The 12,919-nt window shown below is 35.5% G+C and carries 12 protein-coding genes; 11 read left to right on the forward strand and 1 reads right to left on the reverse strand.

What is annotated here, in order from left to right:
- The 7 genes from J0M08_09860 to J0M08_09890 form a co-directional block, all read left to right on the forward strand.
- On the forward strand, positions 1–513 hold a 513-nt coding region (locus tag J0M08_09860), incomplete at its 5' end, for a pirin family protein (GenBank protein MBN8703359.1).
- Between the two features lie 4 nt (positions 514–517).
- Positions 518–820 (forward strand): hypothetical protein, encoded by a 303-nt coding sequence (locus J0M08_09865; GenBank protein ID MBN8703360.1) that lies wholly within the window; start codon positions 518–520, stop codon positions 818–820.
- Between the two features lie 7 nt (positions 821–827).
- Entirely contained in the window at positions 828–1,376 is a 549-nt protein-coding gene (locus tag J0M08_09870; protein ID MBN8703361.1) for an NAD(P)H-dependent oxidoreductase, read from the forward strand.
- A 64-nt stretch (positions 1,377–1,440) separates the two neighbouring features.
- On the forward strand, positions 1,441–2,490 hold the full coding sequence (gene galE, locus J0M08_09875) for a UDP-glucose 4-epimerase GalE (protein ID MBN8703362.1): 1,050 nt from the start codon (positions 1,441–1,443) through the stop codon (positions 2,488–2,490).
- 120 nt (positions 2,491–2,610) lie between these two features.
- Positions 2,611–4,311, forward strand: a complete 1,701-nt coding sequence (locus J0M08_09880; GenBank protein MBN8703363.1) for a hypothetical protein — start codon at positions 2,611–2,613, stop codon at positions 4,309–4,311.
- 189 nt (positions 4,312–4,500) lie between these two features.
- Positions 4,501–5,832: an adenosylhomocysteinase gene (locus J0M08_09885; protein ID MBN8703364.1), complete on the forward strand. Its 1,332-nt coding sequence runs from the start codon at positions 4,501–4,503 to the stop codon at positions 5,830–5,832.
- A gap of 74 nt (positions 5,833–5,906) precedes the next feature.
- On the forward strand, positions 5,907–6,755 hold the full coding sequence (locus J0M08_09890; GenBank protein MBN8703365.1) for a transporter substrate-binding domain-containing protein: 849 nt from the start codon (positions 5,907–5,909) through the stop codon (positions 6,753–6,755).
- 51 nt (positions 6,756–6,806) lie between these two features.
- On the opposite strand, the gene J0M08_09895 is transcribed toward J0M08_09890, so the two are convergent.
- The gene (locus tag J0M08_09895) at positions 6,807–7,286 is read right to left on the reverse strand and encodes a 23S rRNA (pseudouridine(1915)-N(3))-methyltransferase RlmH (protein ID MBN8703366.1); all 480 of its coding nucleotides are present in this window, start codon (positions 7,284–7,286) and stop codon (positions 6,807–6,809) included.
- A gap of 64 nt (positions 7,287–7,350) precedes the next feature.
- Here J0M08_09895 and J0M08_09900 point away from each other — a divergent pair, with 64 nt between their 5' ends.
- The 4 genes from J0M08_09900 to J0M08_09915 all read left to right on the forward strand — a co-directional run bounded on the left by J0M08_09900 (position 7,351) and on the right by J0M08_09915 (position 12,842).
- Entirely contained in the window at positions 7,351–7,731 is a 381-nt protein-coding gene (locus tag J0M08_09900; GenBank protein ID MBN8703367.1) for a DUF4783 domain-containing protein, read from the forward strand.
- Between the two features lie 24 nt (positions 7,732–7,755).
- On the forward strand, positions 7,756–8,631 hold the full coding sequence (gene nadC, locus J0M08_09905; GenBank protein MBN8703368.1) for a carboxylating nicotinate-nucleotide diphosphorylase: 876 nt from the start codon (positions 7,756–7,758) through the stop codon (positions 8,629–8,631).
- Positions 8,621–9,547, forward strand: a complete 927-nt coding sequence (locus tag J0M08_09910; GenBank protein MBN8703369.1) for a YihY/virulence factor BrkB family protein — start codon at positions 8,621–8,623, stop codon at positions 9,545–9,547. The genes nadC and J0M08_09910 overlap by 11 nt, the downstream gene beginning before the upstream one ends.
- Positions 9,548–9,647: 100 nt before the next feature.
- The gene (locus J0M08_09915; protein ID MBN8703370.1) at positions 9,648–12,842 is read left to right on the forward strand and encodes a M1 family peptidase; all 3,195 of its coding nucleotides are present in this window, start codon (positions 9,648–9,650) and stop codon (positions 12,840–12,842) included.
- The last annotated feature ends 77 nt before the right edge of the window (positions 12,843–12,919 follow it).

Consider the following 12,919-nt stretch of genomic DNA (forward strand, 5'->3'; position numbering starts at 1 on the left):
GGTGGCACGCTCGAATTAATTCAGCTTTGGATAAATCTTCCCGCAAAGTATAAAATGACTCCCGCAAAATACCAAGATATAAAATCTGAAAATATGCCTTATGTGCAACAAACAGATGGAATTTCAATTAAACTGGTATCGGGAACCTATAAAGGTTTAACAGGTCCTGCAAAAACGTTTACACCCATTATTTCTATGATGGGACAAATAAATGCAGCCGAAAAAACAATGCTAGAATTACCGGAAAACTACTCTACCTTACTTTATGTTTTGGGAGGGGAAGTTACTATCAACTCAAAAACAGTTTCCTCTTTTAATCTTATTAATTTTGAAAAAGGGGGTAAAGAAATAACGATTGAAGCACTAAAAGACACATCTTTCTTGGTTTTGAGCGGAGAGCCAATCAGCGAGCCAATGGTGCAACACGGACCGTTTGTAATGAATACCGCTCAAGAAATTAACGAAGCAATACAAGATTATCATTTAGGTAAAATGGGACATTTAGCCGATTAATACTATGAACAAAAATAATTTTATGGTAGAAATAATTCTACCCAGCATACTAGACGAAAAATTTGCAAACTTAATTCCAAGCCAAAGAGCTTTGGTAAATAATTTATTTGAAAATGGAACTTTACTTTCCTACTCTGTAAGTTCCGACAGAAGCAAGCTCTGGACTATCGTGGCAGCAAAAACAGAAAAAGAAGTAATGGATATATTGAGCGAATTTCCAATTATGCCTTATGTAAAAGTTGAAATACAACCTCTACTTTTTCACAATACAGTTGCCATTAACGAACCCTTCTTTTCACTTAATTAACTAGAAAATGAACATTACTATAATTTCAGGAAGCCCACGTACAGAAAGCAAAACAGCTCGCATTGCGCAACTTTTAACCACCGAACTAAGGAAGAAAAGCAGTACTATTGCTGTAACAGACATCTATCTGCATAAGGCTAATCTGCCGCATATCCAGTCTGTATGGCAAGATAAAAAAGACGCTCCACTTGAATTTCAAAATATTTTTGAAACAATGGAAAAAAGCGATGCTTTTATTTTTGTGTCCCCGGAATACAACGGAGGCTTCTCCCCTGCCCTAAAAAACTTTGTTGACCATTTTCCGAAAAATAGTTATTACAGAAAACCTATGGCAATAGCTGTTGGGTCTCCTGGAGCTTTTGGAGGTATGAGAGCTGCTATGCACCTGCAACAATATGTGGCAGCGCTATTCGGAATACTTTTACCTCAAATGCTTATTATACCACAATTGGATAAAAAAATAACAGAAACCGGAACTACAGAAGATGCAGCAACGATAGCAAGTGTAGGTAAGTGTATTGATGAATATTTATGGCTTGTAACTAAATTACGCTAGATCCTACTTTTTGTCAAACTAGTTATATTATTTATCTTTCGGGAGTTTAGATGCGTTAGAGGTAATGAATAATTCAAAACAAGCCATACTTATTACAGGAGGAGCCGGTTATATTGGTTCTCATACCATAACCGAACTGTTGGAGACAACAAACTATGAAGTTATATCTGTAGATAATTTTTCAAATTCATCCCCATCAGTTTACGATAGAATTAATAAGATTACTGGCAAAAATATTATATCATACACTGTTGATATAAATAATATTCAAGATTTAGAACAGGTTTTTTCTGCGCATAAAAACATTGTTGGAATTATCCATTTTGCAGCTTACAAAGCGGTTCACGAATCGGTAGAAGACCCCATTCGATACTACAGAAACAACCTTGTTTCGCTTATAAACATTCTTGACTGCTCTAAAAGATTTGGGGTTAAAAACATCATATTTTCATCCTCTTGTACTGTTTACGGAAATATTAAAACATTGCCGGTAACAGAAAACACTGAAGTAAATGCAGCAGAATCGCCTTATGGGGCAACAAAAATAATGGGAGAGGAAATTCTGCGTGATTTTATTAAATCAAGTGCTTCGCATAAAGGAATCTCACTCCGATACTTCAATCCTGTTGGAGCACACAAATCCGGTCTTATTGGAGAAGACCCAAGAAATAAACCCAACAACTTGGTGCCAATTATTACACAGTTTGTATCGGGATTACTGCCCGACATGTTTGTTTATGGCAACGATTACCCAACTAAAGACGGAACGTGCATAAGAGATTACATACATGTTTCCGATATTGCAACAGCACACATTAAAGCACTTAATTTTTTACTGCAAAAAGAATCTGCTATTTACGAAGTATTCAATTTAGGCAGTGGCACAGGGTGTTCCGTAATGGAAGTAATACAATCTTTTGAAAAAGTATCGAATACAAAAGTAAATTATAAAATTGGTGCCAGACGAAATGGAGATGTAGTAGCTATTTATTCTAACTCGTCAAAAGCACAGTCAATACTAGGCTGGAAAGCCGAATACAATCTAGACGACATGATGTTATCTGCTTGGAAATGGCAACAAAATAACAACAAAGAAAAAAAGGTAATTTCCTAATTGCTACCTGCTCCATTTATTCCAACAAATGCAACTTAATTTACTTTTCAACCATCTTATATTTGATTGTTTTTAAAATTATACATATATTGAACGTGTAACGTATAACCACATACTACTATGAAAATTTTTTACAAAGTTTTTTCACTATCTACACTTTTAATCTTTTTAGGAATTAGCTCATTTGCACAACAAAATGTTGGTATAAATACGGCTATCCCTAATTCAAATGCAGTATTGGATATTGTTTCTCCTAGCAACAATACAGGAGTTTTAGTGCCGCGCTTAACAGCAGCACAAAGAATTGCAATAACCGGCTTAGGAAATGCAGAAAATGGGCTTTTAGTGTATGATACCGATTCAAGTTGTTTTTTCTACTGGAATAACCCGCTCTCAGCATGGAGAAGTCTTTGTGGAGGCACTAGCATTTCAACAGGTACCGTAATTGGTGGCGGAGGGAATGCGTGTTCTGTTCAATCTGTTAGTTTAACAGTAGGTTCTGCTGGTAACACTTCCGGATTAGTAAGAATTGTAGATAGCTGTGGTAACATAAAGTCCAGTCCTAATGCGGCATGGATAACAACAGGAAATTTCAACACATCTCCGGGCACTAATTATATTGGAACAAACGATGCACAAGATTTTATATTTAAAACCGGTGGCTCTACTGCATTTAACGAACGTTTGCGTATGACGTCTGCAGGAAGACTTGTAGCTAACAATACAACAGCTGCATCAACTGATGTATTTTCATCTTATGGAACTGGTGCAGCAGGTGCTATAAACTCTCTTGGTACAAGAGCTGTTGCCGGTTATATTACAGGAACAGGAACAGGTATTTATGGTGAAGGCCTAGGTGCAGCATATGGGGTACATGGTAAAACTACTACAGGACGTGGTGTTTATGGTGAGGCTTCGAGCAATGGATATGGAGTTGTTGGCGAAAATGCGACAGGGACAGGCATTGGAGTTTGGGCAAAAAATGGAAATTTCTCAGGCACAGCATTGCAAGCAGAAAACACCTTGGGAGGATATGCAGGTTACTTTTCAAGTACAGGAGGTATTGCAGGAAATGACAAACCTTCTGTATGGATACAATCAAACAACGTTGTAAATACTATGACACTGCGTGTTGATAACGGAACAGCTACAAATACTGGTACAGGTATTGCAGGTGTTGGTAGCGGTGTTAATACGGCATACCACGCAGGCGCAAGTACTGGTGTTTCTGGTACAGGTAAAACATTTGGAGTATTTGGGATGACATACAATGGGAGCTCAGGCGGAACAACTGCCGGTGGCTTGTTTATTGATAGCATGAGCTTAGCACTTGATTTTTATGCAATGACAGCGGCCTATACAGCCAATACAAACTATAAAATAATTGGTACCGGAGCAGTTTCTACTATTGTAAACGATGTACAAAACAAACCTGTAGTTCTCTATGCACCAGAAGCACCAGAGGCTTTATTTGAAGATTACGGAAGCGGACAATTGGTAAATGGAAGTACTTATATTTCTATCGATCCCACTTTTGCTAAAAATGTTGCAGTAAACGAAAAACATCCATTGCGTGTTCTTGTACAACTAGAAGATGACTGCAACGGTGTGTATGTTACAGAAAAAACAGAGAAAGGATTTTTGGTAAAGGAATTGGCTAATGGAAAATCCAATGCTAAGTTTACCTACCACATTATTGCGAACCGTGCTGATGAATATAAAAACGGTGAGTTAGTTTCTAAATACCAAGACCTAAGATTTACACCATTTGACATTAAATCAATAAGAAGATCCGGAGTAGCACAACCAAGTAATAAATAAGATACATCTTAAGTTCATAAAAAAAGCTACCTCAAAAAGGTAGCTTTTTTTATGAACTTAATTTTACACCAACTGTTTTGTAGATAATTAGCGCGCTTGCAAAAAGAGTTGACTTATAGCAAAGAATAGCGTAAATTTGCAGCAATTATTGAAAAACAACTAATTAAAAATAACATGACAACAGCAACAATGGAAAAAACAAAAGCAACTAAAGAAGCTCCTGCTTATGTAAAATTTAAGGTTAAAGATATTTCTTTAGCTGAGTGGGGAAGAAAAGAAATAAAATTAGCAGAAGCTGAAATGCCTGGATTAATGGCATTAAGAGCTGAATATGGCAAACAAAAACCATTGAAAAATGCGCGTGTTGCAGGTTGCTTACACATGACTATTCAAACTGCTGTTTTGATTGAAACATTGGTTGAATTAGGAGCTGAAGTTACTTGGTCATCTTGCAATATATTCTCTACACAAGATCATGCTGCTGCTGCTATTGCTGCTGCTGGTATTTCTGTATATGCTTGGAAAGGTATGAATAATGAGGAGTTTGATTGGTGTATAGAACAAACACTGTTCTTTGGAGAAGATCGTAAGCCATTAAATATGATTTTGGATGATGGTGGAGATTTAACAAATATGGTGTTAGACAAATACCCTGAACTAGTTAAAGGAATTAAAGGATTGTCAGAGGAAACAACAACAGGTGTTCACCGTTTATACGAAAGAATGGCTAAAGGAACCCTTCCAATCCCAGCTATTAACATTAACGATTCAGTAACTAAATCTAAATTTGATAACAAATACGGATGCCGTGAGTCATTAGTAGATGCAATCAGAAGAGCTACCGATTTAATGTTGGCTGGTAAAGTAGCTGTTGTTGCAGGATTTGGTGATGTAGGAAAAGGTTCAGCAGAATCTTTAAAAGATTCAAAAGTGCGTGTAATTGTAACTGAAATTGACCCAATTTGTGCTTTACAAGCTGCAATGGAAGGTTATGAAGTTAAAAAAATGGATACTGCTATTAAGGAGGCGGATATAGTTGTAACAACTACAGGTAACATGAGTATTGTTACAGATCGTCATTTTAAAGCCATGAAACACAATACAATTGTATGTAACATTGGACACTTTGATACAGAAATTGATATGGCATGGTTAAACAAAAACTATGGTCACACAAAGGATACCATCAAGCCTCAAGTTGATAAATACACTATTGACGGAAAAGACATTATTGTTTTAGCTGAAGGACGCTTAGTAAACTTAGGTTGTGCTATGGGACATCCATCATTTGTAATGTCTAACTCGTTTACTAACCAAGTGTTAGCACAGTTAGAATTATGGATGAATACCGATAAATACGAAAATAAAGTTTATGTTTTACCTAAACATTTGGATGAGAAAGTAGCTCGCTTGCACCTTGCTAAAATTGGTGTTGAAATCGATACTTTATCAGATGAACAAGCGGCTTATATTGGCGTAGATAAACAAGGTCCATTTAAACCTGAATATTACAGATATTAATCGTAACTTGGGGATATAAATATAACCATGAAAGGCTGCCTTAATAGGGCAGCCTTTTTTATAAAACATAAATTATGCCTATTCGTATAATTCTTTCTAGCTTATTTTTTGCTTTAGCAACTGGTTTATTCGCACAATCAAACCTTTCATGGGAGAGTGCTTTGAAAAATAAAAAAGCATCGCTTAACGTCTATTACTACGAAAATAATTATCCGTTTACATATAAAGAAAAAGGAAATGTTATAGTAAAAGGAATTGAAGCTGATATCTTAAACGAGTTTGTGGGTTGGGCAAAGAAGAAAGGCGTTGTAATTACATTAAATTACATTGCAAGTGCAGAATTTAATAAATCATACGAATTGCTAACCAAGGGAACACCTAATAGTATTGGGCTATCCAGCTTAACAATTACAGAAGACAGAAAAAAAGAAATACAATTTTGCCCACCTTACTTAAAAAACAAAACAGTTCTTATAAGCTCCGGAAGAATCCCTACCCTATCTAAAATTCAAGACATTTCCTTACACTTTGATACATTAACTGCTATTACTGAAAAAGGCTCTACACACGAAAAATATCTACTCGATTTAAAAAGCAGCTATTTCCCCAAAATGAGAATTGAGTTCGGGGAAGAAAACCCTACCGTAAAAATAAACCAAAATGCTAAATACTTTGGTTATGTTGATATGATTCAGTTTTGGAGTTTTTTAAAGAAGAACAATTCTTCCTACATCAAAATGCATCGTGTTGCAACAATCGACAACGAACGATTTGCTTTTGGATTACCTTTAAATAGCGATTGGCAAGCTGCTTTCAATGAATTCTTCGAATCTGGATTCGGATTTATATCTACAAAAAAATACCGTTCTATTTTAGAAACTCATTTAAGCAGCGAAGTAATTGAATCCGTGGAGTTGGATTAAATTCATTCTAAACACTAAGGAACAAATATTTTTTTGCAATATGTATCACAACTACAGATGATGGTATTTTTCATTCTTCAATATCGTCATAGCTCTATAAATTTGCTCTACAAGCAACAATCGGATCATTTGATGCGTAAATGTAAGTTTGGATAATGAAATTTTTTGCGGATATTTTTTATATACATCTTCAGAAAAGCCATATCCACCGCCCACTACAAAGACAAGTTTATCGTATGATTGCGAGAAAATTTTATTCATGTATTTAGAAAAATCAACCGAACTGTATTCCTTGCCTTGCTCATCCAACAATACAACAAACGCTCTATCCATTTTACTTAAAGCCTTTATCAACTCTTCGCCTTCTTTCATTTTAATTTCAGCAGGTTTATAGGTATAAATAGATTTAGGTGGTAATACGATAAACTCTTCCACCTTCATATAGTTGGAAAGTCTATCAAAATATTTTTTGCAACCTTCTTTGATGTATTCTTCATCAGTTTTACCTACAAAAACTAAAACAATGCGCATATTTTTGTTAATTTAGAGCAAAACTACACAGATTGGCTCAATAATTGTAGTAGATAACAACATTATGCTTATACAATTTTTATTACTGTTTATAAATCTACATGTTGGGTTTGCAGGCGATATTGCCGATCAATTAAGTAAAAATTTTGCCGAAGGCAACAGTAGAGCCATTTCCCAGTCGTTTGCAGAGAATGTGGAACTTACCATCGTATCATTAGAGGATGTGTATAGTAAAAATCAAGCGGAAATTTTACTAAAAGATTTTTTCACGAAAAACCCTGTACAGTCTTTTAACATTACTCACAAAAGCATTCCGAAAAACAATAACTATTTTTTGGTTGGTAATCTGTTGGCAGGGAAAGAGAAATACAAAGTTTACATTTTACTAAAACAAGCTACAGATAAAACTACTATTCAACAGCTTCGAATTGAACTCGACAAATAAATTGTGCATTAAGCAAATTACTACATGAAACTGCCAAATTATATTACCCCCAAAGCACTAAACAGCTTTATTGTATCTTCTTTACTAGAAGATATAGGAGATGGCGACCACACCTCGCTTGCATGCATTCCGAAAACGCTTACCAAAACAGCCAAATTACTTGTTAAAGAAAACGGAGTTATTGCAGGTGTTGAATTAGCCAAGCTAATTTTTAAAATAGTAGATAAAAACCTTACCTATTCTATTTTAAAAAATGACGGAAGTACAGTAAAAAAAGGAGATGTTGTTCTTACCGTAAATGGTTCTGCACAATCTATTTTAAAAGCGGAACGTTTGGTTTTAAATTGCATGCAGCGCATGAGCGGCATTGCAACTACCACTGCTACACTAACGGCTTTTTGCAAAAAAAACAACGTAAAATTACTAGATACAAGAAAAACCACCCCCGGCTTTAGAATGATGGAAAAATGGGCGGTTGCAATTGGTGGTGGCGTAAACCATCGATTTGGATTATTTGATATGATTTTAATTAAAGACAATCACATTGATTATTGCGGAAGTATAACAAAAGCCATTAAATCAAGTGTAGATTATCTTAAAAAGAAAAATAAAAAAATAAAAATTGAAGTTGAAGTTCGGAGCTTAAACGATGTTCAAGAAGTTTTAAGTTGTGGTTATAAAGTAGATAGAATTTTACTTGACAATTTTTCTCCGAAAGAAATTACTCAAGCTGTAAAGCTTATCAATAAGCGTATTCCGACTGAAGCCTCCGGAAATATCAATGCAAAAAACCTAGCAAGCTACGCAAAAACAGGAGTCAACTACATTTCAATGGGTGCATTAACGCACAGTATAAAAAGCTTAGATTTAAGTCTAAAAGCAACTGCAAATGCCAAGTAAATTTGCACAAAAAATACTCGACCTACCACCTATTGCAAAACTTACACGCATTGCCAAACGCATTGTGTTACCTGGATTTGAAGGAATTGCGCTTTATGAGGTGCTTGTATTTTTTTTGAGAGGAGTGAGTAAAGGCGCTGTAAATATGAGAGCGTCTTCGGTGGCGTTTTCTTTTTTTCTGGCCATATTCCCATCTATAATTTTTTTATTTACACTTATACCCTACATTCCAATAGATAATTTCCAGAACGAACTGTTTGATGTAATTAAAAGTGTAATGCCGAAAGCTGCATTTGAAGCAACGGAGAGCACACTGGAAGATATTATTAAACGCCAAAATAGCGGTTTGCTTTCGTTTGGATTTATAACCGCATTGTACTTTGCTACCAATGGATTTGTAGCTGTAATTAACGCATTCAACCAAACATACCACAGCGTAGAAACTCGTAAGCCATTTATGACAAGGCTTGTATCAATTGCATTAGTGTTGATTCAAACTACACTGCTTATAACAGCCATTGCAATTATTATTTTCTCCGAAATATTATTGAATAAAATATCGCTACTAAGCAACTTCGAATCTTACCTAATTTTAATTGGAAGGGCAATTACTGTTTTTGCATTATTCTTTTGCACACTTTCTTTTATATACTACTTAGCACCTTCGAGCAAAGCTAGATGGCGCTTTATAAGTGCAGGCTCTACATTTGCTGCTATCCTAACAGTCATTACCTGCTGGGGCTTTGCATTTTATATTAATAATTTTGGACAATACAATAAATTGTACGGATCTATCGGTACACTGATTGTCATTCTTCTTTGGATTTATTTCAATTCGTATATTTTACTATTAGGCTTCGAACTCAACGCCAGTATTGACATGGCAAAGAAAAAAGGAGAAAAAGCAATTATCTAAAAAAGGAAGATAGGTTAATTTAGCATTCTTCTCCTCCACTTTTGCAAAACAGTAAAGTATTCTTTTTATCTTACTAGTACTATAAAACAGCTATTATCAAATGAAGAAAAATTTATTGTTTGTTGCAATTTTGCTTATTAGCAATTTACTATTCTCTCAATCTATATTTCCCGAAAACACATATCGCACAGAACAAAATCAATACTACTGGAAAAATAGAAAACCGCATTCCGATTACTGGCAGCAAGATGTACATTATAAAATAAATGCTGCACTAGATGAAAAAACTTCAATAATTAGTGCCAACGAAGAACTTACTTACTGGAATAACTCTCCCGATACAATTCGTTTTGTATATTTTCATTTGTATCAAAATGCTTTTCAGCCTGGCTCTTACACAGACGACTTACACAAGAAAAATAAATTCCCAATAAAATATGGCCCTTACGAAAAACAAGGCTTAGGAACAGTTATCGAAAAAATTACAATAAACGGACAACAACCAAAAACAGAACTAGATAATACTATTTTAAAAGTTTTTTTAACAGAGGCTTTAGCCCCCAATTCCTCTATAGCTTTCTCAATCGAATTTAAAACTTACTTTGATGATAAAGGAAACATTCGAAGACGCATGAAAAGCTTCAACTCCTATGGAAATAAACATTTTGATGGAGTACACTGGTATCCGCGCATTGCAGTGTACGATCAAAAAAAAGGTTGGGATACCGACCAACATTTAACTAGAGAGTTTTATGGAGATTTTGGAACATTTGATGTTTCGCTTACGCTACCATCTCATTACATTACAGAAGCAACAGGCATTTTGCTAAACGAAAAAGAAGTTTTGCCAGATACGCTTCGTCAAAAATTAGATTTAAAAAACTTTACCAACAAACCATTATACACATCACCATCTACCATAATTCCCGCTGATGGAAAAACTAAAACATGGCATTACCATGCAGATAATGTACACGACTTTGCATTTACTACCGACCCAACCTATCGCATTGGAGAAGAAGTTTGGAATGGGATACGATGTATAGCAGTAGTACAAGAATCGCATGCAGCTCGTTGGCAAAATGCAGCAAGTTATACTGCCAAAGTAATTGAAATAAACTCTACCGATTTTGGAATGTACGCCTATCCAAAAATGGTGGTAGCCGATGCCCGAGATGGCATGGAGTATCCCATGTTGACACTAGATAATGGACTTGACCCTGATTACAGAGATTTACTGGCACACGAAATAAGTCATAATTGGTTTTTTGGAATGGTGGGTAGTAATGAAACCTACCGTGCTGCAATGGACGAAGGCTTTACACAATTTTTAACGGCATGGACCTACATAAAAATTGATGGGAAAGAACGTATCCGAAATAAATCGAAATCAAATTATGTAGAAAAATATATACACCCGGATTATATCATGAATAGTGAAGTTTACAACAACTATATTATTGCCGCTGCTAATGGGGATGAAAGTGTACTAAACACCCACTCTGATGGATTTAACAGCGCACTGCGCCACGGAGGCGGCTACGGACAAGTATATATGAAAACAGCAACCATGTTGTATAATTTGCAATACGTACTGGGCGATGACCTTTTTTTAAAAGCGATGCAACACTATTTCAATCAATGGAAAATGTGCCATCCGTATATGGAAGATTTTAGAAGCTCCGTAATTAATTACACCAAAGTAGATTTAAATTGGTTTTTCGACCAATGGCTGGAAACCTCTAAAACTATTGACTATTCCATTAAACGAGTAAAGAAAATAAAAAACACAAACAATTATGCTATTACCTTTAAACGCATTGGAAGAATGCAAATGCCATTGGATTTTAGGGTAATTGGAAAAGATTCATCCGTAAAAGACTATTACATTCCCAATACCTGGTTTGAAAAAAAAACAACCGCAACTACCCTACCACGTTGGATTGGTTGGGATAAGCTCAAATCAACATACACAGCTACCATTACTGCTCCCGACAAAATTAAAAATGTAATTATCGACCCAAGCAACCGATTAGCGGATGTAAATATGCTCAACAATCGTTGCAAACTACCCATCAGTTACGAGCTTGATGCAAAAGTAAATACTGAATCGAACTGGCAGAAGTACGAAATATATGCCAGGCCGGATGTGTGGTACAATGGCTACGATGGAATAAAAACAGGTGTTCATGTAAACGGCTCGCACATGAAAACACGACATGTATTTAATGCAAACATTTGGCTTAATACGGGCTTAGCACAAAATTTTCTTGACACAGCTGCATTTATTAATAAATATGATGATATAGGTTTTACATTTAACTACAATACCTCTACCGATAAGTTTTTAAAACATTCAAGAATTTATGCAGATGTTAAAATTGTAGATGGCTTGAATAGTTACGCACTCCAGTTTAATAAAGCTAGTGAGAATAAAAAAAACATCCTGTTCATCATTGCAAAATCGATGTACAGAAACTCTATACACGATTTAAACTACCTGTTGTTGCCGCGAGAATGGCAATTGAACAAATTAAATAATACACTTGCGCTTGGAAACATACACAAATACAATTACAAAAACGGAATTGGAGAAATAGTGCTAATGCTTAAGACCTCTGCTTTTACTAATGACTACAGCTATTCTCACGCATCGCTAGAATCGGTAAACAAAAACGATTGGGGAAAACTTAATTTCAATTCTCGCTTTTTTGTACTTGCCGGATGGGGCACTAGTTGGGCAAACGAATCGTTTCTATATGCTTCCGGGGCAAATCCCGAACAATTAATGGAAAATAAATATACGCGAGCAATGGGTGCGTTCGACCCAAAAATGGCAGCATATGGAGCATCTACCAATAATTTTCATGCAGGTGGCGGTTTAAACTTACGAGGATTTTCAGGATACCTGTTACCGGAGGTTGCTTCGGATGGATTTGTTTACTTGGCCTACAAAGGCACAAATGGAGCAGCTGTAAATATAGAATTAGAATTTCAAGAATTATTCAAACCCAAGCGACCTATTTTTAAAAACACATTTAAATTAGAAACCTACTTATTTGCCGATGCAGGTTTTATAAATTACAACTACAACAGCAAAAACCTTTACATTGGAAACATAAGAGCCGATGCCGGTATTGGAGCGGCTTTCACCATACAACGTTGGGGTGTATTACAAAACATAAAACCACTTACCATTCGTGCGGACTTCCCCTTATTTTTAAATAGCATTCCTGCTGTCGAAAACGAATATTTTGATTTCCGTTGGATTGTAGGCATAAACAGAGCATTCTAAAATAAAAACCAACATGTTATCAAGTAACACAAAGAGCAATAAAAAAACTGGTGGTTTACACTTGGAAATTAAAAATT

The organism is Bacteroidota bacterium, from assembly GCA_017303975.1.
Classification (GTDB): Bacteria; Bacteroidota; Bacteroidia; order JAFLBG01; family JAFLBG01; genus JAFLBG01.